This window comes from Paracidovorax wautersii (assembly GCF_900113035.1).
Lineage (GTDB): Bacteria > Pseudomonadota > Gammaproteobacteria > Burkholderiales > Burkholderiaceae_C > Paracidovorax > Paracidovorax wautersii.
This window is the reverse complement of record NZ_FONX01000009.1, coordinates 137,715-162,645: the sequence shown is the minus strand read 5'-3', so window position 1 is coordinate 162,645 and position 24,931 is coordinate 137,715. Positions and strand designations below refer to the sequence as shown.

The window sequence follows — 24,931 nt, the reverse complement described above, 5'->3', positions numbered from 1 at the left end:
GTAACTGCGGTCATCGCACGTGTCCGAGGCGGTTTGTCCGACAACTTTCGGCAAGGTCGGGGCGTTTAATTCCCATACGCCATCGCGCCCTGCCGGCGTCCACAGACATCTTCCACCGCAACCCAGGACCACTGCCATGAAACGCCAAGCATCCTCCGGACTCCGCGCGTTCACCGCATTCACCGCCTTTGCCGTGACCGTTCTGCTGGCCGTTGCGGCGACGGCCATGACGCTGGTGCCCGAACAGGCCGTGCAGGCAGCCGATTCGATGGTGAGCCTGCCCAGCCATCTCGACAGCATCCTGCCGTCCGACGTGATCGAGTGAGGCGCTGAAGCGCCGGGGGCCGACAACTCCGGCGCCCTCGCCTGCGCGCAGCGCACGCCCAGCTGTTCCATTGATATAGCCGCCCCTGCAGGCGGCTTTTTTACGCCCGTGGACTTTTGCTCAGGGCTTTTGCGGCGATCCCTGCGCCTGCACCAGCGCGATACGGCGCTGCAGGGCTGCGGCGGCCGCCGCATCGCCACGTTCCGCCGCCAGCCGGGCACGCAGGCCCAGCCAGGCCAGCAGCGGCCGGCGCCAGCCGCGCGCCGAAGCCGCATCGGCCGCGGCGGCCAGCACTGCGTCGTCGCTGCGCCCGGCCTGCACGGCGACCGATGCGGCCACCAGCCGCGAGAGCGGGTCTTCGATGCCGGCGATGGCGCCTGCCTGGGTGGCCTGCGCCGCCTGGCGCTGGGCTGGCGGCAGCAGGGCCGCGTCGGCCGGCGCCAAGTGGCCGGCCAGGTAATCGGCATAGGCACGCTCGGGCGGCTGCGCGTCGGGCCGCAGGGCCTCGAAGGCGGTGCAGGGCTGCAGGTCGAGCGCGGCCCGCTGCGCCGCGCAGCGCAGCAGCTCCACGCGGGCCAGCAGGTCGGGCCGGCCGGTGCGGGCCACCTCGGCGCGTGCGCGCGACCATTCCAGATCGGCCACGCGGCTGTCGCCCGACAGATAGGCCTCGGTAGCGCGGGCCGCGGCATCGTGCGCGTTCAGGGCCCAGTCGGGCGCGGGCGGGCGGCTGGCGCAGCCGGCCAGCAGCGCCAGGGTGATGACGGCGAGGGGCGCCGCAGGCAGCAGCGCGGCAAGGGGGCTGGGCAGGGTCATGGCAGCTTCAATTCGGTTTCGCGCGCGAAAGGCCATTTGCGCTGGACGTCGTTCACCAGCCCTTCGACCTTGCGCAGGCTGGCCTCCACCTCGGCGCGCAGGGTGCCCAGGTCGGTGGTGGCTTCTCGGGTATTGGCGCCGATGGCCTGGGCTTCGGCCAGCACGGCATCGACCTTCTTCAGGCTCTGGCGCGTGTCGGCGAGCAGGCCGTTGAGCTGCACCACGGTGGCGCGCACCTCGGGCACCAGGCCCGGGTCGCCGCCCGCGCCGAACACCTGCCGGTCGGCCTTGGCGGCCATGGCGTCGATGCGGGCCAGCAGCTGGTTGGTGCGGTCCAGCGTCTGGGTGATCTTCTTCGCGTCGGATTCGCTGCCCATCAGCACGCCCAGCGCGCCGCCCGGGGCGTTGAGCCGCTCGGTCAGCGTGCGCACCTGGCCCACGGTGCCGTTCAGGGGCGAGCCTTCGGCCGTCATGGCGCTGAGATTGCCCATGAGTTCTCGGGCGGAGGCCATCAGCTGCGGGATCTCGGCCGTGGCGTCGCCGCGCAGCACGGGGCGCTGGGCGCCGTCAGGCAGCGGCGGATCGGTCAGGATGCCGCTGTAGGCCTTGATGGTGGTGCCGCCCACGATGCCGCGCACCAGGGTGAAGACGCTGGATTCGCGCAGCCAGTGCGCGTCGCGCCGGGCCACGTCGATGGCGATGCGCACGTTGCCGTCGGGCGCCAGCTCGATGCTGCGCACCCGGCCGATGGGAAAGCCGGAAAAGGTCATGTCCATGCCCACGGCCACGCCTTCGGAATCGTCGGCGGTGAGCACCAGCCGCTGCGTGGGCTCGAACACGCCGCGCGCATACATCAGGTAGAGCGCCGCGCCCACGATGAGGGCGAGCGTGAGCGCCAGCAGCCCGGCGGCTTTGCGCTCCAGATGGGCGACGGGGCGCAGCAGCAGGTCGTCGGCGGGCTCGGGCGGCGCCGGTGGCGCGGGAGGATCGGAGGGGCGGTTCATCGCGGGAAAGGGGTTGTCTTCTTCAGTAATAGTTGCCGACCAGGGACGTGACCTCGATCAGCAGCAGCACGGCGAACATGCGCGCCAGGCCGCCCAGCTCGGACGCCGGCTGCATGGCCGTGCGCGCATCGCCGCTCTCGTAGAGGCCCGAGGCCATGGGAATGAGCGCCACCGCCAGGCTGAAGAACAGCGTCTTGAGCCCGAACACCAGCGTGATCTGCGGCGTGAAGACCTGGCCGAACATGCGGGTGTAGCCCGCCAGCTCCGCCGCGTTGAAGCCATAGACGGCCAGATAGGTGGTGACCACGGCCACCACGCACGAGAGCGCCGCCAGGGTGATGCTGGCATAGACGCCCGCCACCACGCGCGGCAGGATCTCCACGCGCACCGGGTCGGCGCCGCGGCCGCGCAGCGCGTCGAAGCGGCCGGACTGGCGCAGCAGCGCCATCTGCGTGCCGTTCGGGATGGTGGCGCGCAGGGCCACGAAGAGCGAGGCGGTGAGCGGGATCAGCTCCAGCACCAGCACGCGGATGACCATCTCCAGCGCATAGCGCGAAAGGCCGTAGCTCTGCGCGGTGACGACCACGATGCGCGTGATGACCAGGCTGATGAGCGCCGCGAGCACCGTGAAGCCGAGCAGGATGGGCACCGTGTCGCGCACCACATGCCGCGCCACGCGCCAGCGCGCCGCCCGGCCCCAGCTGGAGGGCGAGAGCACCAGCACCGCCACCACCGCCGCCAGATGAACGATGCGCCACCAGGCCAGCGCCCGCTGCCGCACGGCCCGGCCAATGCGTTCGGCAAGGCTCAGGGGCGAGAGGGGCACGGAGCGGGTCGTCATCGGGCCGATGATAGGGGCAGCGCTGCGGAAAAAGGTAACAAATCAGGCGATAGCGCTTGATCCATCTGGGCAGGCAGCTATCACTTTCAGAGCAGATTGCAAGCCACCCGCCGCCGCGCCGCATCACACATGCCGGCGGCTGGCCGGCACGGGCGGCACGGGCGGCGGCGCGGGCTGGGCGTCGGCGCGTTCGTGCAGCGCCTCGATCACGCGGCACTGCGCGCCCTGGCCGTTGCAGCGCCCGCGCAGCGAGAGCAGCTCGGACTCCAGCACGCGCAGCTCGTCGAGCCGCGTGCGGACGTGGCTCAGGTGCCCGTCCAGCGTGGCGCAGGCGGCGTGGCCGTCTTCCTCGGAATGCACGTCCAGCGCCAGCAGCGAGCGCACCTCGTCCAGCGACATGTCCATGGCGCGGCACAGGCGGATGAAGCGCAGGCGATGCACGTCGTCGTCGCCATAGAGCCGGTAGCTGTTCTCGGCCCGGGCCTGGGCGGGCAGCAGGCCTTCCTTGTCGTAGTAGCGGATGTTGGCGGCCGACACGCCCGAAAGGCGGGCAGCGTCGCCGATACGGTAGTGGGGGCTTGGCGTGGACATGGCTTGACCTTCGAGTGGCTTCAAGGTTTTCAATCATGGCATGGCCTGCCGGGAGCGGGCCGCACTCAAGAGGATTCCCCACGCCATGACCGAGGCCACCCGCCCATCCACCGCCCGCGCCGCTGCCACCCCGCCGCGCATCGACATCGCCTGCTGCGGCGGCGGCTGCTCCGCCCCGCCCGCCAGGCCCGCTGCGCCCGGCCATGGACACAGCCACGATCACGACCACGCCGAGGGCGACGCACACGCCCATGACCACAGCCATGGCAGCGACGACAGCGGCCATGACGGCCACGACCACGGCGCCCTGCCCGGCTGGGGCCGGCTGGCCGCGGCGCTGGTGGCGGCCACGGCCGCCGAGCTGCTGCACCTGCTGGGGCCGGACACCACGCCCTGGCGCGTGGCCGGCATGGCGGTGGCGGCGGGCGCCATCCTGCTCGCGGGGCTGGGCATCTACCGCAGCGGCATCCGCTCCGTGCTGCGCGGGCAGCTGGGCATCAGCGCGCTGATGGCGGTGGCCGTCACCGGCGCCTTCCTGATCGGGCAGTGGCCCGAGGCCGCCATGGTGATGGCGCTCTACGCCCTGGCCGAACGCATCGAGGACGGCGCCGTGGGCCGCGCACGCAACGCCATCGGTGCGCTGCTGGCGCTCAGCCCCGAGCAGGCCGAGCTGCTGGGCGCGGACGGCCAGTGGCGCACCGTAGCCGCCGCCGAGGTGTCCGTGGGCGCCACCGTGCGCGTGCGCCCCGGCGCCCGCGTGCCGCTCGACGGCGTGGTGACGGCCGGCCGCGGCGCGGTCGATGAATCCAGCGTGACGGGCGAGAGCCTGGCCGTGGACAAGGCCCCCGGCGACGGCCTCTTCGCCGGCACGCTCAACGCGCAGGCCGAACTGCAGCTGCGCGTGACCTCCGCGCCCGGCCAGACCACGCTGGACCGCATCATCCGCGCCGTGGAAGAGGCCCAGGCCACGCGCGCACCCACCCAGCGGCTGGTGGACCGCTTCGCCGCCATCTACACGCCCGCCATCTTCATCATGGCCGCCGCCGTGGCCGTGGGTGCGCCGCTGCTGCTGGGCTGGGCCTGGCTGGACGCCATCTACCGCGCCCTGGTGCTGCTGGTCATCGCCTGCCCCTGCGCGCTGGTGCTCTCCACGCCCGTCACCGTGGTCAGCGGGCTGGCGGCGGCCGCGCGGCGCGGCATTCTCATCAAGGGCGGCAGCTGGCTGGAGCAGGCCCGCAGCCTGCGCGCCGTGGCCTTCGACAAGACCGGCACGGTGACCGCCGGCCGCCCGGTGCTGGTGGGCAGTCACGTCTTCGGCCATGACGGCGCCGAAGACGTGGCCGCCGCCCTGGCCGGGCACTCGGACCACCCCGTCTCGCTGGCCATCGCCGCCGGCCTGGCCGCGCCGGGCACGGCAGGCACCCCGCTGCCGGTGGAGGACTTCACCGCCCTGCCCGGCCGGGGCGTCACCGGCCGCATCGCAGGCGCCACCTGGCTGCTGGGCAACCGCCGCCTGGCCGAAGAGCGCGGCCTCTGGACCGCAGCGGTGGAGGAAGCCGCCGCCGCGCACGAAGCCGCCGGCCGCAGCGTGACCCTGCTGGCCGACGCCACCGCCGTGCACGCCCTCTTCGCGGTGGCCGACACCGTGCGCCCGCAGGCCGCGCAGGCTGTGGCCGAGCTGCGCGCCCTGGGCATCGTGCCCGTCATGCTCACCGGCGACCATGCCGCCGCCGCCCACGCCGCCGCGCGCGAGGCTGGCATCGACGACGTGCAGGCCGGCCTGCTGCCCGAACAGAAGCTCACCGCCATCGCCGCGCTGCAGCAGCGCCACGGCCCCACGGCCATGGCCGGCGACGGCATCAACGACGCCCCGGCCCTGGCCCGGGCCGACATCGGCTTCGCCATGGGCGCGGCCGGCACCGACGTGGCCATGGAAACCGCCGACGTGGTCATCATGAACGACGACCTGCGCCGCGTGGCCGAGACCGTGCGCCTCTCGCGCCGCACCCATGCCGTGCTGCTGCAGAACATCACCCTGGCGCTGGGCATCAAGGCCGTGTTCTTCGGCCTGGCGCTGGCCGGCGAGGCCACCATGTGGATGGCCGTGTTCGCCGACATGGGCGCCAGCCTGCTGGTGGTGGGCAACGGGCTGCGCATGCTGCGCAGCCCGGCCAAGGCCTGAGCGACTGCCGGCGATCTCGCAGGAAATCGCCGGCAGACGCCCAGGCGGCCCGGTCAGCCCGCAGGCCGGCGCGCCGCCAGGGCGCGCACCACGTCCACCAGCCGGTCGATCTCGTCGAAGGTGTTGTAGAACGCCAGCGACGGCCGCACCGTGGTCTCCACCCCGAAGCGGCGCAGGATGGGCTGCGCGCAGTGGTGGCCCGTGCGCACGGCGATGCCCTCTTCGTTGAGCGCCTTGCCGACCTCTTCGGTCGAGTAGCCGGCCAGCACGAAGGACATCACGCTGGCCTTGTCATCGGCCGTGCCGATCAGCCGCACGCCGGGAATGGTGCGCAGCTGCTGCATGCCGTAGGCCAGCAGCTCGTGCTCGTAGCGGGCGATGTTCTCGATGCCCACCCGGTTCACGTAGTCGATCGCCGCGCCCAGGCCCACCGCGTCGGCGATATTGCCGGTGCCGGCCTCGAACTTGTTCGGGATCGGCTGGAACACGGTCTTCTCGAAGGTCACATCGGCGATCATGTTGCCGCCGCCCTGCCAGGGCGGCATGTCTTCGAGCACCTCGCGCTTGCCCCAGACCACGCCGATGCCGGTCGGCCCGAACACCTTGTGGCCCGAGAAGACGAAGAAGTCCGCGCCCAGGTCCTGCACGTCCACCCGCATGTGCGACACCGACTGCGCGCCATCGACCAGCGCCTTGGCGCCCGCGCGCTTCGCCAGCGCCACGATCTCCTTGACCGGCACCACCGTGCCCAGCGCGTTGGAGACCTGCGTGACGGCGACGATCTTCGTGCGGTCGTTCAGCAGCTTCTGGTATTCGTCCAGCAGCACCTGGCCCGAATCGTCCACCGGGATCACGCGCAGCTTCGCACCCTTGGCGGCCGCCAGCTGCTGCCAGGGCACGATGTTGGCGTGGTGCTCCAGGTGGCTCACGATGATCTCGTCGCCCTCGCCCACATGCTGCGCGCCCCAGCTATTGGCCACCAGGTTGATGGCCTCGGTGGTGCCGCGCACGAAGATCACCTCGTTCACGTCGGGCGCGTTGATGAAGGTCTTCACGCGCTGGCGGGCGCCTTCGTAGGCGTCCGTCGCACGCGCGGCGAGTTCATGCGCGGCCCGGTGGATGTTGGAGTTCTCGTGCTCGTAGAAGTGGCTGATGCGGTCGATCACCGCGCGCGGCTTGTGGGTGGTGGCCGCGTTGTCGAACCACACCAGCTGGCGGCCGTTCACGCGCTCGGAGAGCACGGGAAAGTCGCGCCGGATGGCCTGCACGTCGAACGGCGGATGCCGCCCCTGCCCCGCCAGCGGCACGCTGCCGTGCGGCGCGGGCTTGGCCGGGGTGACGTAGCCGCTGGGCAGCACCACCGCATCGACGAAGTAGAAACGCGGATCGCCCCCCGGCGCTGCCGCCACGGGCCCGGCCGGAGCGGCAGGCGCTGCGCCCAGCGGCGGCACCTGCGGAGAGGCGAACGGCTGGCGCGCCAGCGCTTCCAGCGGATCGGCCCCGGCAGTGGCAGTGGCAGGAGCCCCTCCCGGCGACGGCGGCTGCAGCCGCTCGCCGACGAAGTAGTAAGGCGAAGCCGGGGCGGCAGCGGCTGCCGGGTACGTTAGCGCGGCGCTGGGCGCAGCGGCCTCGGGCACGCCCTGCACGCGGCTGCCCAGGCGCGGCTCGTAGGCCGGCAGCGCGCCCAGCACCGTGTCAGGCACGCCGTTGCCAGCCACCGCATGGGGCAGCAGCGCGGGCGCGCGGTGGCCGAGCGAGAGCACCGCCGTGGGCGATGCCGGCAGCAGGTTGGAGCCCGGCACCTGGCCCTGCGGAATCGGGGTGCCCGGCACGCCGGGGCCGAAGCCGGCCGGGCTGGCCAGCGGCGAGCCCGGCGGCGCGATGTTGACCGGCGCCTGCACGCCCGGGGGCGTGCCGCCCAGCCCCGCCAGCGATGCGGGCGGCGTGGACGGAAAGCCGCCCGCCGGCCCGGCCGCTTCGCCCGGCCGTGCCTGGAAGAACGCATTCGCCATGCGTGCGATCAGCGCCGGATCGATGGGTGCGGACTGCGCTGAGGACGCATCGGCGCCTGCGGAATGAAGAAGGGTGGAGGTCATGGCCGCCGCTCTTTCTTCATCACTTGTAGGTGTCCGGATAGTCGTGGTACTTGTTCACCTCGACATCGTCCAGCACGGCCAGCGCATCGGAGGTGAGCACGGCCAGCGAGCAGTACTGCGAGATCAGATACGACGCGATCGCATGGTTGTTGATGCCCATGAAGCGCACCGACAGGCCCGGGCCCTGCTCGCCCGAGAGGCCGGGCTGGAACAGGCCCACCACGCCCTGGCGCTTGTCGCCCACGCGCAGCAGCAGGATCTTGCTCTTGCCGTCGGCCACCGGCACCTTGTCGGACGGGATCAGCGGAATGCCGCGCCAGGTGATGAACTGCGAGCCGAACAGGCTCACGGTGGGCGGCGGCGTGCCGCGGCGTGTGGCCTCGCGGCCGAAGGCGGCGATGGCCAGCGGGTGCGCGAGGAAGAAGGCCGGCTCCTTCCAGACCTTGGTGAGTAGCTCGTCCAGGTCGTCGGGCGTGGGCGCGCCGGTCAGCGGGAAGATGCGTTGCTCGTCCGTCACCTGGGCCAGCAGGCCGTAGTCGGGGTTGTTGATGAGCTCGCTTTCCTGGTTCTCCTTGATGGTCTCGATGGTCAGGCGCAGCTGTTCCTTGATCTGGTCGTGCGGGCTGCTGTAGAGGTCGGAGACGCGGGTGTGCACGTCCAGCACGGTGCTGACGGCGTTGAGGAAGTATTCGCGCGGCTTTTCTTCATAGTCCACGAAGGTGCGCGGCAGCTGGTTTTCCTGCTCCTTGGCCGTGCAGGTGACCTTGATCGCCTCGGGGTTCTTGACCTTGTTGACGCGGTAGATACCCGCTTCGACCGGCACCCACTGCAGCAGGTGCGTAAGCCAGCGCGGGCTGATGGTCTCGAGCTGGGGCGCGGTCTTGGTGGCATTGGCCAGTTGCCGTGCGGCGTTGTCGCCCAGGGCGGTAATGCCGCCTACGGTTGCAGTCATGGTGAAACTCCCTTGATCGATGGAATGGCTGAAGAAGAAGAAGCGAAATGGCGCGAAAGAACGGGAAACGGCGCACGCGCTGCGGCCAGGGCGCGGGCGCGGGAATTCACTGCGCGGCCTCGGTGCCCAGGTCGGCGACGCTGCCGGGGCGGCTGTTGTCGCGGGCTACGGCCTGCGAGACATGGCCGCCGGCCGGCACGTCGTGCGTCACCCAGACGTTGCCGCCGATCACCGCGCCCCGGCCCAGCGTGACGCGGCCCAGCACCGTGGCGCCGGCGTAGATGACCACGTCGTCCTCCACCACCGGGTGGCGCGGCAGGCCCTTTTGCAGGTGGCCTTCGGCATCGGTGGGAAAGCGCTTGGCGCCCAGCGTGACGGCCTGATAGACGCGCACGCGCTCGCCGATCACCGCCGTCTCGCCGATCACCACGCCCGTGCCGTGGTCGATGAAGAAGCCCGCGCCGATGCGCGCGCCCGGGTGGATGTCGATGCCCGTCTGCCCGTGCGCCAGCTCGGCCACGATGCGCGCCAGCAGCGGCAGGCCCAGGCCGTAGAGCCGGTGCGCGATGCGGTGGTGGATCATGGCCAGCACGCCGGGGTAGCACAGCAGCACCTCGTCCACGCTGCGGGCCGCGGGGTCGCCCTGGTAGGCGGCGAGCACGTCGCTGTCGAGCAGGCGGCGGATGGCGGGCAGCGATGCGGCGAAGGCCTCGACCGCCTGCCGCGCCTGGCCGGCGATGGCTTCCTCGTCGAGCGCGCCGAGGTGGCGGGCGCCGTAGCGCAGCTCCAGCCGGGCCTGCGCCAGCAGCGTGTGCAGGGCCACGTCCAGCGTGTGGCCGACGTAGAGGTCTTCGCTCTCCTGCCGCAGATCCTGCGGGCCCAGCCGCATGGGAAAGAGCGCACCCTTGAGCTGCTCCAGCGCCTGGCCCAGCGCATCGCGCGACGGGAATTCGCGCCCCCCCGGCTCCTGCGAGCGGTTCTGGGAGTCGCGCCAGTCACGGCGCACCGCGTGCAGTGCCTGCACGATGCCATCGATATCGAAACGGGCCACGCGGCCTCCCTGTATTTGTGCCATGGTGCCTGCCGGCTGGCGGCAAGACGCTACAGCAGGCATGTGACGGCCCGCCCTGCGCCGCCGCCGCGATGGCGGGCGGGCCTGCGGGGCAGGATCAGTCCTGCACCCAGGGCAGGCTGTGGAAGCGCCAGCCGTCGGCATGGCCGCGCTGCTGGGCGCCGTCGATCTCGCCCTCGAAGCCTTCGAGCACGTTGAACACGTTGTCGAGGCCGGCCTTGGCCGCCGCTTCGGCCGCCAGCACGGAGCGTTTGCCGCTGCGGCACAGCAGCAGCACCGGTAGTTCACCGCCCGCCTTCTGGATCACGGCTTCGAGTTCGCGCACGAAGCGCGGATTGCGGGTGAGCGCCGTGCCCGTGGCCCAGGGCACATGCACGCTGCCGGGCACATGGCCGACGAACTTGCGCTCCTCGCCGGAGCGCACATCCACCAGCAGCGCCTGGCCGGCCGAGGCCAGGGCCCAGGCCTGGCGCGGCGTCACGCCGCCGGGGTAGGCAAGGCCTTCGGCGCTGGCCGCTTCGCGGGCGGCCTGCAGGGCTTCGGGCAGTTCGATGTCGTGCAGTACGGAGGACGTCATGGAAGGGGCTTTCCTGAAAATGGTGGCGGCCTGTCGGCCTTGTTGGAACCGGACGCCCCGCACCGCTGATGGCGTGGTGCAGGAGGTCTGAAGTTCACTGTAGTGAGCGCCCCATAAAACTCAAACGAATCAATTTTCAGTTTTAAAGCACCTAAACATCTATGAAGCACGCCCGCCAGAAATGGGCGTCCAAGAAAAAAGGCCATGCCCTTCCCGCAGGAAGCGACATGGCCCGGTAGAGGCGCCGCAGAGCGTGCAGCGCCTTCGGCTCTATGGAACGCGGATCACCAGCCCACGAGCACCGCCCCCTTGAATTCGCTCTGGATGAAGCGGCGCGTGTCCTCGGACTGGTAGGCCTTGAGCAGCTTGGCGACCCAGGGCTTGTCCTTGTCGGCCTCGCGCACGGCGATGATGTTCACGTAGGGGCTCTTGGCGCTTTCCCGCGCGATGGCGTCCGTGGCCGGGTTCAGGCCGGCCGACAGCGCGAAGTTGGTGTTGACGGCGGCAGCGTCCAGGTCGTCCAGCGAGCGGGCCAGCTGGGCGGCGTCCAGTTCCACGAAGCGCAGCTTCTTGGGGTTGCTCACCACGTCGAGCGGCGTGGCCTTCAGGCCCGCGCCGTCCTTGAGCTTGATGAGGCCCTTGTCCTGCAGCACCAGCAGCACGCGGCCGCCGTTGGTCGGGTCGTTCGGGATGCCGAAGCGCGCGCCTTCCTTCAGGTCTTCGAGCTTCTTGACCTTCTTGGAATAGAGGCCGATGGGGTAGTTGACCGTGTAGCCCACCGACACCAGCTTGTAGCCGCGGTCCTTGACCTGCGCGTCCAGATAGGGCTTGTGCTGGTAGCTGTTGGCGTCCAGGTCGCCGGCGGCCAGCGCGGCGTTGGGCTGCACGTAGTCGCTGAATTCGACGATCTGGATCTTCAGGCCGTCCTTCTCGGCGATCTTCTTGACGTGTTCCATGATCTGCGCGTGCGGGCCTGCCGTCACGCCGACCTTGATGGGCTTGTCCTGCGCCAGCGCGCCGTGCATGAAGAGAGCGGCAGCCGAAAGGGCGAGGGTGGACTGAAGAAGGGAACGCTTGTTCACGAGGAAATACCTTGAGGAGAGAAAACCTCCGATCGTACGTGCCCCATGCCCACCGGCCAACGATGGAATGGGCATGTGCTCAGATCGTGAACTCAGAACCTGCCCCAGGCCTTTCCGGGAGCCGCGTGGAACAGGTCCTCCGAACGCAAGGCTCAGGCGCCCACGCCGCCCTGCTCCAGCTTGAACACGCCGACCACCTGCGCCAGATGGGCGGCCTGCCGCTGCAGGGCCTGCGCCGCCGCCGCGCTCTGCTCGACCATGGCCGCGTTCTGCTGGGTGGCGCCGTCGAGCTGGGTGACGGCCTGGCCCACCGATGCGATGCCGCGGGCCTGCTGCGCCGTGGCTTCGTTGATGCCGGCGATGAGCTGGGTCACGCGCTCGACCTGCTCGACGATGTCCGTCATGGCCGAGCCGGCCTGCGCCACCTGGCGGGCGCCCTCGCCCACGCGCGCCACGCTCTGGTCGATGAGCGACTTGATCTCGCGCGCCGCCTGGGCGCTGCGCTGCGCGAGGCTGCGCACTTCGCTCGCCACCACCGCGAAGCCCTTGCCCTGCTCGCCGGCCCGGGCCGCCTCGACGGCGGCGTTCAGCGCCAGGATGTTGGTCTGGAAGGCGATGCCGTCGATCACGCCGATGATGTCGGCGATCTGGCTTGAACTGGACGTGATCGCGTCCATGGTCGCCACCACCTCGCCCACCACCGTGCCGCCCTTGCCGGCGGCGGCGCTGGCCGACTGGGCCAGCTGCGCCGCCTGGCGGGCCGATTCGGCATTGCCGTTGACCGACTCGGTCATGCGCTCCATCGACGCCGTGGTCTGCTGCAGGTGCTGCGCCTGCTCTTCGGTGCGCTGCAGCAGGCCGTGGTTGCCCTGGGCGATCTCGACCGAGCCGTGGCTGACCTGCTGCGATGCCGCGCTCACCTGCGCCACCACGGCGGCCAGGTTCTGCTGCATGCCACCCAGCGAGGCGAGCACGCTGCCGGGCCGCGCCGTCGCGGCGCCGGCCACGGGGCTCAGGTCGCCCGAGGCCACGCGGCCCGCGAGACTCGCCAGCGCGAGCGGCTCGGCGCCCAGCTGCCCCAGCAGGCTGCGCGACACGGCCCAGGCCACCAGCGCGCTCACGCCCAGGGCCATGACCAGGGCCGTCAGCATGACGGCGAGAAAGCCCCGCGCCTGCTCCAGCGCCGCCGCGTTCTCCGAGCGGATGCGCCCTTCCTCGAAATCGATCAGCCGGTTGATGGAGGCCAGCCACTGCACGTATTGCGGCTTGGCCTCGCCCCAGAGCACGGTGCGCGCGGTGGCATCGCCTGCGCCGGCCAGGGCGACGATGCGCTGCGTGGTGGCCACGGCCTGGGCCTCGCGGGCGCGGATGTCTTCGTAGAGTTGCTTGAGTTCCGGCGCGGTGCCGGGCTGGGTGAGGAGCTTTTCCAGCGGCGCGGCGGACTGCGCGTAGAACGCCGCCAGCGAGGCGATGACGCCCACCTCGCGCTCGCGTTCCTCGGGCGTGGCGGCCAGCACCACGTCGCGCACGGCGATGGAGCGATCGTGCGCCGAGCCCCGGAAGTTGATGGCGTAGCGCTGGATGGGCACATGCTCGGCATCGTTGGCGCTCAAGGCCCGGTCGATGACCAGCACCTTCGTGAGCGCGATGCCGACCAGCACCACCAGCAGGCCCAGCACGAGGCCGAAAGCGACCGTGAGCCGACGGGCCACGGTCATGCGAGAGAAAACCATGCAGTTCATCCTGTGTAAAAAAATGTCACGAAAAATGACACGGGATGGTACGGCCCGCCGCAGGGCCTGGATGCATCGAAATTCCTATCGCGCCGATGAATCCCTGCAAGGTTTTCCACGGCCTGGAGCGGCTGCCGCGGCGGGCCGCCGCCCCTGCAGGGCCGGGGGCGATCAGCGGTGGCTCAGGCGCCGCACGGCCCAGTCGCCCAGGCTCTGCACGGCCTGCACGAAGAAGATCAGCACCACGACCACGGCCAGCATGATGTCGGGCAGGAAGCGCTGGTAGCCGTAGCGGATGCCCAGGTCGCCCAGGCCGCCGCCGCCGATGGCGCCGGCCATGGCCGAATAGCCCGTGAGGCTCACGAAGGTGATGGTCAGGCCCGCGACGATGCCGGGCAGCGCCTCGGGCAGCAGCACCTTCCAGACGATCTGCCAGGTGGTGGCGCCCATGGACTGGGCGGCTTCGATCAGGCCGTTGTCCACCTCGCGCAGCGAGGCTTCCACCAGACGCGCGATGAAAGGCGCGGCGGCGATGGTGAGCGGCACCACGGCCGCGGCCGTGCCGATGGACGAGCCGGTGATGAAGCGCGTGAACGGGATGATCGCCACCAGCAGGATGATGAACGGCGTGGAGCGCACGGCGTTCACGATCCAGCCCACCGTCTTGTTGACGGCGCCGTTCTCCAGCACGCCGCCCTTGTCGGTCAGCCGCAGGAAGACGCCCAGCGGAATGCCGATGAGCGCACCGGCCACGCCGGAGATGCCCACCATGATGAGCGTCTCCCACAGCGAGGTGACGAACAGGTCCACCATCATTTCGGAAAAGTTCTCGAACATCGCTCTCAGCCCTCCACGCCCGCGCGAGCGGACACCTTCACTTCATCCACCACCACGCCCTCGGCGCGCAACTGCGCCACGGCGGCGGCCAGGCGCGTGCCCTCGCCGCTCACATAGACCGCCAGCGACCCGAAGGTCTGGCCCTGGATCTCGTCGATCTGCCCGTGCAGGATGGACAGGTCCAGCCCGTGCTCGCGGATCAGCCGCGAGAGGATGGGCTGGTAGGCGTGCTCGCCCGCATACGAGAGGCGCAGCAGCTCGCCCGTTTCTTGCGCGGGCAGCTGCGAGGCCAGGTGGCGCACGTGGTCCAGCACGCTGGCGGGCAGCTCCTGGGGCAGGATCTCGTCGATCAGGCTCTTGGTGATGGACTGCTGTGGGCGCGTGAAGACCTGCAGCACCGGGCCCTGCTCCACGATGCGGCCGGCGTCGATCACGGCCACGCGGTCGGCCACCTGCTTGATGACCTGCATCTGGTGGGTGATGAGCACCACCGTCAGGCCGAGCTCGCGGTTGACCTGCCGCAGCAGCGCCAGGATGGAGCGCGTGGTCTCCGGGTCCAGCGCCGAAGTCGCTTCGTCGGAGAGCAGCACCTTGGGCCGGCTGGCCAGCGCCCGGGCGATGCCCACGCGCTGCTTCTGCCCGCCGCTGATCTGCGCGGGGTAGCGGTCCGCCAGATGCGACAGGCCCACCAGCTCCAGCAGCGGGTTCACGCGCTCGCGGATGGCGGCGCGGTCCATGCCGGCCAGTTCCAGCGGCAGCGCGGCGTTGTCGAACACCGTGCGCGACGACAGCAGGTTGAAGTGCTGGAACACCATGCCGATGCCCCGGCGCGCCTCGCGCAGCTGGGCATCGCTCATCTGCGCCAGATCGCTACCGCCGACGATCACCTGGCCCGTGGTGGGCCGGTTCAGCAGGTTGATGACGCGCACCAGCGAGCTCTTGCCCGCCCCGCTCTTGCCGATGATGCCGAACACTTCGCCCGGCTGGATGTGCAGGTCGATGCCGCGCAGCGCCTCCACCGGGCCCTGCGGCCCCTGGTAAATCTGGGTGATACCCCGTAAGTCGATCATGAATGCAAGGGAAAGGAAAAAGAAAGCGCCGCCCGGCAGGCCAGCGCGTGCCGGGCGGCGCAATGCGAATGCGTGAAGGGCCCGAACTCTAAGCCGGCGGCCCAGCTGCGGCAACGACCGAATCGTTGAGTGGTTATAGGCCCCGGTTATGTCGCCGCGCGTCACTGCACGCAGGCGCCCGGCAGGTTGCTACACTAATCATAGCATCATGCCTTTACCCCATGCGCGCAAGGGGCAGAAAACACCCTTGAAGCCTGCGCCCGGCAAGCCTGCTCGTCAGTACAAGGGATAGGCCTCGCCCGCCGTCGCCTCGCCGTCGGCGCCCTCGCGCCCGTCGCCTGCCGGGGCCAGGCCCATCACGCCGCGCACCTTGGAAACCAGCGCCTGCGCATCGAAAGGCTTGACCAGCAGTTCCATCTGCGGGCCCAGGAAGTTCGGGTTCATGGCGGCCTGCTCGGCATAGCCCGTCATCAGGATCACGCGGATGCCGGAGAGCTTCTCGCGGGCGAAGTCCGCCACCTGCCGGCCGTTGGGGCCGGGCAGGCCCACGTCGGAGAGGAGCAGGTCGAAATGCAGCGCGCCGGAGAGCAGCGCCATCGCCTCGGTGCCGCTGGCCGCCTGCATGACCTGAAAGCCCATGTCGCGCAGCAGCTCCACCGCCAGCGAGCGCACGGTGTCGTCGTCTTCCACCACCAGCACGGAGTCGGGGCGCTTGTCGGCGGGCTGGCTGTCGAGCACCTCATGGCGCTGCTCGGCCTCGGGCGCCTCGGTGCGCACGAAGTACAGATGCACGCGCGTGCCCTGCCCTTCGGCGCTGTCGATCACGGCCAGCCCGCCCGTCTGGCGCATGTAGCCGTAGATCATCGACAGGCCCAGGCCCGTGCCCTGCCCGATGGGCTTGGTGGTGAAGAAGGGGTCGAAGGCCCGCTCGATCACTTCGCGGGGCATGCCGGTACCGGTGTCGGCCACGGTCACGCACACGTAGTCGCCCGGCTCCAGCCCCTGGTGCTGGCTGGCCTGCTGCTCGCCCAGCGAGCAGCTGCGCACGCTGATGCGCAATTGCCCGCCCTGCGGCATGGCGTCGCGGGCGTTGATCGCCAGGTTCAGGATGGCGCTCTCGAACTGGTGCGCATCGGTCAGCGCGCGCCAGCCGTTGTCGTCCAGCTCCATGGCCATGGTGATGTTCTCGCCGCAGGTGGTGCGCAGCACCGTCTCCAGCCCGCGCAGAGATTCGCCCAGGTCCACCGCGCGCGAATCCAGCGGCTGGCGGCGCGAGAAGGCCAGCAGCCGCTGCGTGAGCGAGCCGGCGCGCCGGGCCGAGGCCAGCCCCGCGTCCACATAGCGGCTCACGTCGCCGTAGCGCTGCTGCGCCACGCGCTGGCGGATCAGCTGCAGCGGCAGCACGATGCCCTGCAGCATGTTGTTCAGGTCGTGCGCGATGCCGCCCGTGAGCTGGCCCACGGCCTCCATCTTCTGGCTCTGGCGCAGGCGCTCTTCCGCGTCGTGCAGGGCCTGGGCCTGGGCGCGCTCCTGGGTGATGTCGCGGCCCACGCCCTGGATGAAGCCGTCGGCGGGGATGCTCGTCCAGCTGATACAGCGGTCGGAGCCGTCGCGGTGGCGGAACTGCTGCGTGGCCTGGCTGCGCTCGGCCCCGCCGCGCAGGCGGTCCAGCTCGCCCAGCACGGCGCTGGTCTCGTCGGGGTGCGCGAAGGAGAGGATGTGGCGGCCGACGGTTTCCTCCTCGGTCCAACCCAGCGCCGCGGTCCAGCCCGGGTTGACGGTGACGATGACGCCGTCGAAGCGGGTCACCACCAGCAATGCATCGGAGTTCTGCCACAGCCGGTTGCGGTCGGCCGTGCGCGCCGACACCAGCTTTTCCAGCGAGGCGTTCTGCTCGCGCAGGCGGGTCTCCGCGATCACCTTGCCGGTGGTTTCCATCACCGTGTCGAGAATGCCCACGACCTCGCCGCGCTCGTCGCGCAGCGGGCTGTAGCAGAAGGTGAAGTACGCCGTCTCGGACACGCCGTGCCGGTAGATGTCCAGCGCATAGTCTTCGACGAAGATGGTCTCGCCGCCGAACGAGCGCTCCACCAGCGGCAGGATGGCCGGCCAGACCTCGGCCCAGACCAGGCTCGCCGGCAGGCCCAGCGCCTCGGGCTTCTCACCCAGGATGGTGCCGTAGGCGTCGTTGTAAAAGAAGAAATGGTCCCGGCCCCACATCAGGCAGGCAGGGATATGCGTGGCGAGCATCGACTCCAGCGCGAACCGCAGGATCAGCGGCCACTGCGCCGGCGGGCCCAGCGGATGGTCGCTCCAGTCGTACAGGCGCACCTTTTCGCTCATCCGGCCTGAAGCCTTCGGAAAGTCGGTGGACACAACGGTGGGAACGAGCATGGAACGGGGAAACAAGCAGGACGGAAATGGGCGAGCGGAGGCAGGGCTGGGCCTGAAGCCAGGGCGAAAGTCTAATGGTGAATGCCCGGAGCCTGCCTCGATATCCCTCTGGAGCACGGCGCGCGAGGCCGGGGCTAAGAACGTGTTTACGATCTCGCAAGGGATCGCGTTGGAGCGCAATCGGGATGAGTGGATGCCTCGGATGCGCCGCATGGGCTGGTGCCCATGCAAGCAGCCGGGGCGTTCAATCGCCCGATTTCGCTCCAACCCGAAGGGCAGCTACGTCGGCGGGCGGTCTGCGGCGTTGCGGCGCTTGTGGATAGCCGTGCTATCCACTGCGCACCGCGCCTTGCATCCCATCCCGCCGACGTAGCTGCGCGACCCCTGGGAGATCGTAAACACGTTCTAAGGCCAGCGCCCGGCGGCGGAGGCCCCACCGGCCGAGTATGGCAGGCGTGGCGGCGCCCTGCGCGCTGACGCGCTGCCGTCCGACGAGGCCGGCCGCGGCCCGGCGGCATGCTGCGCAGCATCGTTTTCACAAGGCCCGTCATGAAGTTCGCCACCACCCTGATCGCCATCGCCGCCCTGTCGGCCTCCACCCTCTCCTTTGCCCAGCCGTCCGACCCGGACGACTGCGCCCAGAAACGGGCCGGCCTCACCAGCGAGATGGAGAACGCCAAGGCCGCCGGCAAGGACGCCCATGCGATGTCGCTGGAGCGCGCCCGGGGCGAGCTGGCCGTGAGCTGCAGCGAGCCCGGCGAGCGCGTGATGCGCGAACGCCGCATCAGCACCCAGGAAAAGAGGGTGACCGAACTGCAGAAGGCCGTGGATGCGGCCGAGAAGGACGGCAAGGGCAATGCCACCAAGGCCCGCGCCAAGCTGCAGAAAGCCCAGGCCGAACTGGAGCGCATGAAGCGCGAGGCGCCCGCCAAGAAGAAGCCGCAGGCAGACAAGAGCAGCAAGCCCGCCCAGCCTGCGCAGTGAAAAGATGACGTGAAACGGCCAGCCCGCCCGTGAGCGGCGGCCGTGCCGCCATCAAAGACCATAGCGCCCGGCGCACGCATGACGTGCGCCGGGCGCTTTTGTGTAGGTTGCCCTGGGTGCGATGGGCGCGATGGGCACGCCACGCGGCCGGATTGGGGTCAGAATCCCCCGCATCCGGCGCAAGTCCGCCTCACCTCCCACGATCCACGCCATGCCACGGCTCCCAAACGCCCTCACCGCCGGCCTCGTTTTGGCCCTGCTCTGCCCCGCCGGGGCCCAGGCCGCCGATGGGCCACCTCCGGCCGGACTGGCGCTCGCCAAGGACAAGGGCTGCGTGCGCTGCCACGACGTCGTCCGCCACTACGTGGGCCCCGCGTTCCAGCAGGTGGCCGACCGCTACCGCAGCGATCCCGGCGCGGCCGAGCGGCTGGCCGGCCGCATCCGCCAGGGCAGCGTGGGGGAATGGGGCCGCGTCATCATGCCGCGCCAGCCGCAGGTCTCGGCCACCGAAGCGACGGCGCTCGCCACCTGGATCACCGGCCTGCCGGCGCCGGACAAGCGCTAGCCCCGGAGCGCGACGCCCTGCGATGGGCGATCGATCAGCACGAGGCGATCAGCGCTTGCGCACCACCGCCTTGCCCCGGACCTTGGCGCGGGCGATGGAGGACGACGGCAGCGAGGCTGCCTGCACCTGCTCCAGCCAGAGCAGCGCATCGACCTGGGCGACGAAGTGCTGCAGGTATTCGGGCGAGATGCCGTGCATGCCCACCAGCGCCCGATGCAGCAGATGCAGCGCATTCAAGGGCCCGGCCTGGGGTGGCACCTGGGCCAGGGTCTGGCGCAGCCGCTCTTCGGCCGAGAGGCGCGACCAGGTGCCGCGAAACCGCCGCACGGCCGCCAATTCGAGAGACGCAGGCCCCGCCGAGCCCGAACCTGCCATGCTGGGCAGCACCTGGGGCGGCGATTCCAGCACGGTGATCGCCGGCACGTCGGAAGCCGCAGCCGCCGCGCGCTGGCGCGCTGACGAGCGAGCCCCCCGCCCCGAACTGGCCGGGGCAGCCGCTGCCGGCGCAGGTGCAGCGCCCTGCGGGCCGGATGCCGCGGCGATGGGCTCGGCCACGCCGGCCAGTCGATCCGCCAGCTGCCCCAGGCGGCCCCGCAGACTGATCGCCGGCTCGGCTTCGGCCCGGGCGGCTTCGGTGGCCAGACGGCCGGCCAGCCGCACGCGCAGGTCGGCCGCCAGCGTCTGCAGCCGCGCATCCAGCACCTGCCGCACGGCGCCTTGATGGCCGGCGGCGCGGCGCGCCAGGGCCTCGACCAGGGCGAAGCGCACCGGCTCCAGCCGATGGCCGCCCTGCGCATGCCAGGCGGCCAGCTGCGCCGTCAGATCGTCCGGCGCGGCATGGCCCGGGCTTTCGGCGCAGGCCGGGGCCGCGACATCATCCGGTGGGGAAGGCTCTTGCATGGGAGAGGCCCGCGCTCAATGCCCCGCGGGCGCTGCGCCATCGCTGCGCGCCGGGCGCGGCATGGGCGCCATTTCCACGCGGCGGTTGCGGGCGCGGCCGGCCGCGTCGGCGTTGGAGGCCACGGCCTGCTCGGCGCCGAAGGCGGCGGCGAACACGCTGGAGGCCGGCACGCCGGCTTCGATGAGCGCGCGCGTCACCGTCAGCGCGCGCTGGGCCGAAAGCTCCCAGTTGTCGGTGAAGCGGTTGCCGTCCTTCAAGGGCTGGTCGTCGGTGAAGCCGCTCACCATCAGGATCTCGCCGCGCTGGCGCAGATAGCTCGTCAGCGGCCCCGAGAGGCTGCTGAGCAGCTGGCGCCCTTCGGGCTGCAGTTCGTTGGAGTTGAGCGCGAACAGCACGCTGCCGCTGATGCCGATGCGCCCGTCCACCAGCGTGACGCGCCCGCCCGCGAGCGGCCCGGCCAGGGCCTGCTCCAGGGTCTGCAGGCGCTGGGTCTGCGCCTCGCGCTGGCGCTGCTCGGTCTTCAGGCGCTCGCTCAGGTCCATCTGCATGCCCAGCGCCGCCACCAGAATCAGGGCGAACGCGCCCAGCGCGCCCGCCATCAGGTCGCCGAACACGGCCCAGACGGGCACCTCGGCATCCAGGCCCGCGCCGCCCGCGCCTTCCAGTTCTTCATGGCCCAGCATGGCGTCAGGCTCCCGCCGCCTCGGCGGCGGCCGGGGCCGGCTTGCCGGCCTGGGCGGCGGCTACCTGCTGCAGCCCGTCCACCACCTGCTTTTGCGCGCCCACGCTGAGCTCGATCACCTCGCGCGCCTGGGCCACGTAGTAGTCCAGCTGCTCGTCGCTGCGCGCCAGCGACTTGGCGAGCGCCGCCTCGACGCGCTGCAGCTGGGCCACCATGTGCTCGTTGGCATGGCCGAAGTGCTGCACCGCCGCGCCGAAGGCCTCGCCCAGGCTGGCGACTTCCACCGCGCTGCCGGTGAGCTGCGCGGCCACCGCATCCATGCGCTCGGCCTGGGCCTGCACCGTGTCGGCAAAGCGGGTGCCGGAGCGCTCCATCAGCTCGGCCGTGCCGGCCACCAGCGTGTCGATGGCGCCGCGCTGCTGGGCGGAGGCGTGGTTCACGGCCTCCAGCAGCGTGGAGAGGGTTTCCAGAATGCGGCTGCGCTCTTCCAGCATGGCGTTGTCGCGGGCCATGCTGTCCGACAGCTTCTGGCGCAGCTCGCCGATCACCTCGGCCGCGGCGCGGGGCGCCTCGGACGCGGCCTGCAGCAGCGTGCCGATCTCGCCCAGCGTGCGCTGCGCGTGCGCATCCAGCGCCTCGGTGATCTGGCCGGTGCTGCGGGCCAGGGCCTGGCTGGCCTCGTCCCAGCGCTCGGCCGTGCGGGCACCGGCCTGCTCCCAGCCGCTGCGCAGCGTGGCCGACAGGGCTTCGAGCGATTGCGTCCAGGCCGTCTGGCGGGCGTCGTCCTGCGCGGCGCGCTGGTCGATCTGCGCCAGCGAATGCGTGGCCTGTTCGGCCGCGCGCGCGGTCACGGCCTCGGCCGTGCGGGCCAGTTCCTGGCCCAACTGATGCCACTGGCCGGTGGACTGGACCTGGGCCGCCTGCCACTCGCTGCGCAGGGTCTGCGCCACGGCTTCGAGCGACTGCGTCCAGGCCACTTGCCGGGCTTCGTCCTGCGCGGCGCGCTGGTCGATCTGTGCCAACAGTTGCTTGGCCTGTTCGGCGCTGCGCTGGGCGATGCCGTCGGACGTGGCGGCCAGCAGCTCGCCCAGTTGATGCCATTGGCCCGTGGATTGCGCCTGGGCGGCCTGCCATTCACTGCGCAGGGTCTCGGCGACGGCTTGCAGCGACTGCGTCCAGGCCGCCTGCCGGGCTTCGTCCTGCGCGGCGCGCTGGTCGATCTGCGACAGCAGCTGCGTGGCCTGCTCGGCGCTGCGCTGGGCGATGCCGTCGGACGTGGCGGCCAGCACCTCGCCCAATTGATGCCATTGGCCCGTGGACTGGACCTGGGCCGCCTGCCACTCGCTACGCAGGGTCTCGGCGACGGCCTGGAGCGACTGCGTCCAGGCGGCCTGCCGGGCTTCGTCCTGCGCGGCGCGCTGGTCGATCTGCGACAGCAGTTGCGTGGCCTGCTCGGCGCTGCGCTGGGCGATGCCGTCGGCCGTGGCGGCCAGGGTCTCGCCCAGTTGATGCCATTGGCCCGTGGATTGGACCTGGGCCGCCTGCCATTCAGTGCGTAGGGTTTCGGCGACGGCCTGGAGCGACTGCGTCCAGGCGGCCTGCCGGGCTTCGTCCTGCGCGGCGCGCTGGTCGATCTGCGACAGCAGCTGCGTGGCCTGTTCGGCGCTGCGCTGGGCGATGCCGTCGGCCGTGGTGGCCAGGGTCTCGCCCAGGGCCTTCCATTGCGCGGTGGCGCCGGCCTGGGCAGTCTGCCATTCGTGCTGCAGCGAGGCGGCCAGAGTCTGCAGCGATGCGTTCCAGGCAGCCTGGCGTGCGGCGTCCTGCGCGGCGGCATCGGCCTGCAGGCGGGTGTGGCTGCCTTCGACGGCGGCGTGCAGCGCCTCGGCATGGCGGGCCCATTGCTCGGCGGCGGTGCTCAGGGCCGCTTCGTGGCGCTCGGCCAGCTGGGCGCTGTGGCCGGCCTGCTGGGCCAGGGCCTCGCCCCAACGGGCAGAGAGCGCGTCGGACTGGTGCGCCAGCCGCTCGCCCAGGCTGTCGGCCAGGGCGGCGCTGCGCTGCTCGAAGCGCTGGGTGAATTCTTCCAGCGTGCCGCGCAGGGCCTGGGCGCCGGCATCGCTCGTGCGCTGCTGCTCGGCCAGGGCGCCGGTCCACTGGGTGGTGATGGCGGCGGTGGCGGTGCCGAACTGGCCGGCCATGCCGTCGAGCTGGCGGCGCACCTGGTCGGCCAGCGCGGTCTGCAGCGCCGCGCTTTCGCGGCCCAGGCCGGCCAGCGCGGCCTCGATGGCCGGCTGCAGCGCGGCGCCGGCCAGGCGCGCGCTTTCGGCGGTGCTGGCCGAGAGCGTGCGCTCCACGGCGGCGGCCAAGCCCGTGTAGGCAGTTTCGGTTTCACGATAGAAGCGGGCCTGCTCGGCCTGCAGGCGCTCGGCCAGCGCGGCCTGGCTGCGCTCCATGGCGGCCATGGCGTCGCCGATCCGGTCCACCAGCGTGGGCAGCAGGCCGGCCTGCTGCTCCTGCAGGCGCCAGGCGGCTTCGCGCTGATGCTGGGGCGTGAAGGGGCGCAGCGCGGTGGGCAGCAGCGCGTCGAGCTGCTGGGCGGCCAGCAGGCGCTCGCGCCGCGCCAGCGCGCCCATCAGGCCCAGCATGGCGGAGGCCGCCACGCCGGCCACCGAGGTGCCGAAGGCCAGGCCCAGCCCGCGCACCGGCGCGGACAGCGCATCGCGGATGGCGGCCAGCCCATCGGCGCCCGCCAGCGCGGCGCCCGTGCCCTGCAGGGTGACGACCATGCCCAGGAAGGTGCCCACCATGCCCAGCAGCACCAGCAGGCCGGTGAGATACGGCGCCATCACGGGCGCGGGCAGGCCGGCGCGCAGGCCGTCGATGCGCTGGCGCACGGCGCTGCGCAGCGCGGCGGGCAGCGGGCCGAGCCAGCCGTCCAGCGCGGCGGCATCGGCCGGCGGGGCCTGCAGGGCGGCGGCGAGCGCGCCCGTGCCCTGGCGGTAGCGGTGCAGCTCGCGCGCGCCCAGCAGGTAGAAGCCCGCGATCAGCAGCGTGATGCCCAGCGCCAGCGGGTGGGCGGCGCCATAGCCCCAGGCCACCCAGCCGATGACGAGCAGCCCCGCCACGAAGGCGGCGGCGAAGGCCGCGGTGCCGCCGGCCTGGGAAGCGGAGGAAGAAGAAGAGGAGGAGGAATGCTGTCTGTCGTTGTTCTTCATGGTCCACCTTCTGGGGAGGATGGGGATTGCAGGGCTGCCAGCAGCCCCAGCACGGGTTGCAGCCGCAGCTCCAGTTCGGCCACCAGCACGGCCTGCTGGTCGAGGCGGAACAGCTCGCGCCGCGCGTCTTCGTCCAGGGCCGGCGCGCCTTCGCCGGCTGCCGCATCGGCGGCGCCGCTGCCGCAGAGCCGCTCGAAATGCCGGGCCAGCAGCGCGGGCACGGTGGCGAGCAGACGCCGTTCCTGCGCGGCGAGCACCTCGGCCATCACCGCGTCCAGCGCGGCCAGCCGGGCGGCTTCGCCCTGGCGTTCGGCCAGCGCGGCGCGCACGCGCTCGCGCAAGGGGCCGATGGCGACTTCCATCGCCTGCTGGCGCGCCTGATGGCACTGGCGGAAGGGCGTGAAGCCCATGCCCGCGTCCAGCGGACCGCGTCCGGCCTCGGCCACCTCGCGCGCGATGGCCTGGGCCATCAACGTGCGCACCCGCTGGCATTCGGCGGCCTCGGCCGCGTGGCGGTCGGCCGAAGGCGCGGGCAGGCCCGCCGGCAGCGGGCGTTCGAGCGCCTGGGACAGGGCCAGGGATTCGGTCCAGCCCGTCCATTGGTTCAAGGCGTCGGCGAAGGACATCCGCGAATCGCGCACCCGCTGTTGCGGGTCGATGAGCCCCGCCAGCAGGCGGACGAGCGTGGAACCGGTCAGGGGGGTGCGATCGGGTCGCTGCGCCATGGATGCCGGTTGCAAAAAACCGCGCAGTCTACACGGACGGCCATCGGCCCCGGCTGCCTGGCACTGCCGCACAGGGGCAAGCCGCCCGCCGGCATGCTCCAATCTAAGAACGTGTTTACGATCTCGCAGGGGATCGCGTTGGAACGCAATCGGGATGAGTGGATGCTTCGGATGCGCCGCATGGGCTGGTGTCCATGCAAGCAGCCGGGGCCTCCAATCGCCCGATTTCGCTCCAACCCGAAGGGCAGCTACGTCGGCGGGCGGTCTGCGGCGTTGCGGCGCTTGTGGATAGC

21 protein-coding genes are annotated in these 24,931 nt (G+C 71.3%); 4 read left to right on the top strand and 17 right to left on the bottom strand.

The genetic code is table 11. The features are described from left to right. Nucleotides 1-136: 136 nt before the first annotated feature. Complete coding sequence (locus tag BM070_RS14545; RefSeq protein ID WP_092940138.1) at nucleotides 137-325, top strand: hypothetical protein; 189 nt, start codon at nucleotides 137-139, stop codon at nucleotides 323-325. 120 nt (nucleotides 326-445) lie between these two features. Here the strand turns inward: BM070_RS14545 and BM070_RS14540 are convergent, their stop codons facing one another. From BM070_RS14540 to BM070_RS14525, 4 genes are all read right to left on the bottom strand, one after another. Beyond that, nucleotides 446-1,138 carry a hypothetical protein gene (locus BM070_RS14540; RefSeq protein ID WP_092940137.1) on the bottom strand — a complete coding sequence of 231 codons (693 nt, stop codon included), beginning with the start codon at nucleotides 1,136-1,138 and terminating at the stop codon, nucleotides 446-448. Further along, nucleotides 1,135-2,142 (bottom strand): MlaD family protein, encoded by a 1,008-nt coding sequence (locus BM070_RS14535; RefSeq protein WP_092940136.1) that lies wholly within the window; start codon nucleotides 2,140-2,142, stop codon nucleotides 1,135-1,137. Before BM070_RS14535 ends, BM070_RS14540 begins: the two co-directional genes overlap by 4 nt. Before the next feature lie 22 nt (nucleotides 2,143-2,164). After that, nucleotides 2,165-2,983 (bottom strand): MlaE family ABC transporter permease, encoded by an 819-nt coding sequence (locus tag BM070_RS14530; protein WP_092940135.1) that lies wholly within the window; start codon nucleotides 2,981-2,983, stop codon nucleotides 2,165-2,167. A 123-nt stretch (nucleotides 2,984-3,106) separates the two neighbouring features. Beyond that, nucleotides 3,107-3,574, bottom strand: a complete 468-nt coding sequence (locus BM070_RS14525; protein ID WP_092940134.1) for a MerR family transcriptional regulator — start codon at nucleotides 3,572-3,574, stop codon at nucleotides 3,107-3,109. Between the two features lie 85 nt (nucleotides 3,575-3,659). On the opposite strand from BM070_RS14525, the gene BM070_RS14520 reads away from it, so the two are divergent. Next, the gene (locus BM070_RS14520; protein ID WP_092940133.1) at nucleotides 3,660-5,756 is read left to right on the top strand and encodes a heavy metal translocating P-type ATPase; all 2,097 of its coding nucleotides are present in this window, start codon (nucleotides 3,660-3,662) and stop codon (nucleotides 5,754-5,756) included. 53 nt (nucleotides 5,757-5,809) lie between these two features. Here BM070_RS14520 and BM070_RS14515 read toward each other — a convergent pair whose 3' ends face one another. From BM070_RS14515 to BM070_RS14475, 9 genes are all read right to left on the bottom strand, one after another. Next, nucleotides 5,810-7,852, bottom strand: a complete 2,043-nt coding sequence (locus BM070_RS14515; protein ID WP_092940132.1) for a family 2A encapsulin nanocompartment cargo protein cysteine desulfurase — start codon at nucleotides 7,850-7,852, stop codon at nucleotides 5,810-5,812. Nucleotides 7,853-7,871: 19 nt separating this feature from the next. Next, on the bottom strand, nucleotides 7,872-8,804 hold the full coding sequence (locus tag BM070_RS14510; protein ID WP_092940131.1) for a family 2A encapsulin nanocompartment shell protein: 933 nt from the start codon (nucleotides 8,802-8,804) through the stop codon (nucleotides 7,872-7,874). A gap of 106 nt (nucleotides 8,805-8,910) precedes the next feature. Beyond that, nucleotides 8,911-9,855, bottom strand: a complete 945-nt coding sequence (epsC, locus tag BM070_RS14505; RefSeq protein ID WP_092940130.1) for a serine O-acetyltransferase EpsC — start codon at nucleotides 9,853-9,855, stop codon at nucleotides 8,911-8,913. A 118-nt stretch (nucleotides 9,856-9,973) separates the two neighbouring features. Further along, a complete protein-coding gene (locus BM070_RS14500) occupies nucleotides 9,974-10,453 on the bottom strand; it encodes a rhodanese-like domain-containing protein (protein WP_092940129.1) in 480 nt (159 codons plus the stop codon). Between the two features lie 284 nt (nucleotides 10,454-10,737). Continuing rightward, a complete protein-coding gene (locus tag BM070_RS14495) occupies nucleotides 10,738-11,535 on the bottom strand; it encodes a MetQ/NlpA family ABC transporter substrate-binding protein (protein ID WP_245785234.1) in 798 nt (265 codons plus the stop codon). A gap of 152 nt (nucleotides 11,536-11,687) precedes the next feature. Continuing rightward, nucleotides 11,688-13,268, bottom strand: a complete 1,581-nt coding sequence (locus BM070_RS14490; protein WP_092940188.1) for a methyl-accepting chemotaxis protein — start codon at nucleotides 13,266-13,268, stop codon at nucleotides 11,688-11,690. Nucleotides 13,269-13,439: 171 nt separating this feature from the next. After that, nucleotides 13,440-14,105 (bottom strand): methionine ABC transporter permease, encoded by a 666-nt coding sequence (locus BM070_RS14485; protein ID WP_092940127.1) that lies wholly within the window; start codon nucleotides 14,103-14,105, stop codon nucleotides 13,440-13,442. Nucleotides 14,106-14,110: 5 nt separating this feature from the next. Next, the gene (locus BM070_RS14480; RefSeq protein WP_092940126.1) at nucleotides 14,111-15,175 is read right to left on the bottom strand and encodes a methionine ABC transporter ATP-binding protein; all 1,065 of its coding nucleotides are present in this window, start codon (nucleotides 15,173-15,175) and stop codon (nucleotides 14,111-14,113) included. Between the two features lie 276 nt (nucleotides 15,176-15,451). Then, complete coding sequence (locus BM070_RS14475) at nucleotides 15,452-17,569, bottom strand: hybrid sensor histidine kinase/response regulator (RefSeq protein ID WP_245785233.1); 2,118 nt, start codon at nucleotides 17,567-17,569, stop codon at nucleotides 15,452-15,454. A 549-nt stretch (nucleotides 17,570-18,118) separates the two neighbouring features. Between BM070_RS14475 and BM070_RS14465 the strand changes: the two genes are divergently transcribed. Together BM070_RS14465 and BM070_RS14460 are read left to right on the top strand one after the other, a co-directional pair. Further along, entirely contained in the window at nucleotides 18,119-18,553 is a 435-nt protein-coding gene (locus tag BM070_RS14465; protein ID WP_175518501.1) for a DUF1090 family protein, read from the top strand. Between the two features lie 211 nt (nucleotides 18,554-18,764). Beyond that, nucleotides 18,765-19,118, top strand: a complete 354-nt coding sequence (locus tag BM070_RS14460) for a c-type cytochrome (RefSeq protein ID WP_245785232.1) — start codon at nucleotides 18,765-18,767, stop codon at nucleotides 19,116-19,118. A 48-nt stretch (nucleotides 19,119-19,166) separates the two neighbouring features. Here BM070_RS14460 and BM070_RS14455 read toward each other — a convergent pair whose 3' ends face one another. Genes BM070_RS14455 through BM070_RS14440 form a run of 4 tightly spaced genes read right to left on the bottom strand, consistent with a single transcriptional unit; the run spans nucleotide 19,167 to nucleotide 24,638 of the window. Next, the gene (locus BM070_RS14455; protein ID WP_092940122.1) at nucleotides 19,167-20,018 is read right to left on the bottom strand and encodes a DUF2894 domain-containing protein; all 852 of its coding nucleotides are present in this window, start codon (nucleotides 20,016-20,018) and stop codon (nucleotides 19,167-19,169) included. 15 nt (nucleotides 20,019-20,033) lie between these two features. Then, nucleotides 20,034-20,702: an OmpA family protein gene (locus BM070_RS14450; protein ID WP_092940121.1), complete on the bottom strand. Its 669-nt coding sequence runs from the start codon at nucleotides 20,700-20,702 to the stop codon at nucleotides 20,034-20,036. A gap of 4 nt (nucleotides 20,703-20,706) precedes the next feature. Continuing rightward, the gene (locus tag BM070_RS14445; protein WP_092940120.1) at nucleotides 20,707-23,913 is read right to left on the bottom strand and encodes a DUF802 domain-containing protein; all 3,207 of its coding nucleotides are present in this window, start codon (nucleotides 23,911-23,913) and stop codon (nucleotides 20,707-20,709) included. Then, nucleotides 23,910-24,638: a DUF3348 family protein gene (locus BM070_RS14440; protein ID WP_092940119.1), complete on the bottom strand. Its 729-nt coding sequence runs from the start codon at nucleotides 24,636-24,638 to the stop codon at nucleotides 23,910-23,912. The genes BM070_RS14445 and BM070_RS14440 overlap by 4 nt, the downstream gene beginning before the upstream one ends. Nucleotides 24,639-24,931: the final 293 nt, after the last annotated feature.

Excerpts from the sequence above, each read along its gene's own strand:
- BM070_RS14515 (WP_092940132.1), bottom strand. The coding sequence starts at position 7,852 with ATGACCTCCACCCTTCTTCATTCCGCAGGCGCCGATGCGTCCTCAGCG.
- BM070_RS14450 (WP_092940121.1), bottom strand. The coding sequence starts at position 20,702 with ATGCTGGGCCATGAAGAACTGGAAGGCGCGGGCGGCGCGGGCCTGGAT.
- BM070_RS14475 (WP_245785233.1), bottom strand. The coding sequence starts at position 17,569 with ATGCTCGTTCCCACCGTTGTGTCCACCGACTTTCCGAAGGCTTCAGGC.
- BM070_RS14540 (WP_092940137.1), bottom strand. The coding sequence starts at position 1,138 with ATGACCCTGCCCAGCCCCCTTGCCGCGCTGCTGCCTGCGGCGCCCCTC.
- BM070_RS14440 (WP_092940119.1), bottom strand. The coding sequence starts at position 24,638 with ATGGCGCAGCGACCCGATCGCACCCCCCTGACCGGTTCCACGCTCGTC.
- BM070_RS14455 (WP_092940122.1), bottom strand. The coding sequence starts at position 20,018 with ATGCAAGAGCCTTCCCCACCGGATGATGTCGCGGCCCCGGCCTGCGCC.
- BM070_RS14480 (WP_092940126.1), bottom strand. The coding sequence starts at position 15,175 with ATGATCGACTTACGGGGTATCACCCAGATTTACCAGGGGCCGCAGGGC.
- BM070_RS14530 (WP_092940135.1), bottom strand. The coding sequence starts at position 2,983 with ATGACGACCCGCTCCGTGCCCCTCTCGCCCCTGAGCCTTGCCGAACGC.
- BM070_RS14485 (WP_092940127.1), bottom strand. The coding sequence starts at position 14,105 with ATGTTCGAGAACTTTTCCGAAATGATGGTGGACCTGTTCGTCACCTCG.
- BM070_RS14520 (WP_092940133.1), top strand. The coding sequence starts at position 3,660 with ATGACCGAGGCCACCCGCCCATCCACCGCCCGCGCCGCTGCCACCCCG.
- BM070_RS14465 (WP_175518501.1), top strand. The coding sequence starts at position 18,119 with ATGAAGTTCGCCACCACCCTGATCGCCATCGCCGCCCTGTCGGCCTCC.
- BM070_RS14535 (WP_092940136.1), bottom strand. The coding sequence starts at position 2,142 with ATGAACCGCCCCTCCGATCCTCCCGCGCCACCGGCGCCGCCCGAGCCC.
- BM070_RS14445 (WP_092940120.1), bottom strand. The coding sequence starts at position 23,913 with ATGAAGAACAACGACAGACAGCATTCCTCCTCCTCTTCTTCTTCCTCC.
- BM070_RS14490 (WP_092940188.1), bottom strand. The coding sequence starts at position 13,268 with ATGGTTTTCTCTCGCATGACCGTGGCCCGTCGGCTCACGGTCGCTTTC.
- BM070_RS14510 (WP_092940131.1), bottom strand. The coding sequence starts at position 8,804 with ATGACTGCAACCGTAGGCGGCATTACCGCCCTGGGCGACAACGCCGCA.
- BM070_RS14500 (WP_092940129.1), bottom strand. The coding sequence starts at position 10,453 with ATGACGTCCTCCGTACTGCACGACATCGAACTGCCCGAAGCCCTGCAG.
- BM070_RS14545 (WP_092940138.1), top strand. The coding sequence starts at position 137 with ATGAAACGCCAAGCATCCTCCGGACTCCGCGCGTTCACCGCATTCACC.
- BM070_RS14525 (WP_092940134.1), bottom strand. The coding sequence starts at position 3,574 with ATGTCCACGCCAAGCCCCCACTACCGTATCGGCGACGCTGCCCGCCTT.
- BM070_RS14460 (WP_245785232.1), top strand. The coding sequence starts at position 18,765 with ATGCCACGGCTCCCAAACGCCCTCACCGCCGGCCTCGTTTTGGCCCTG.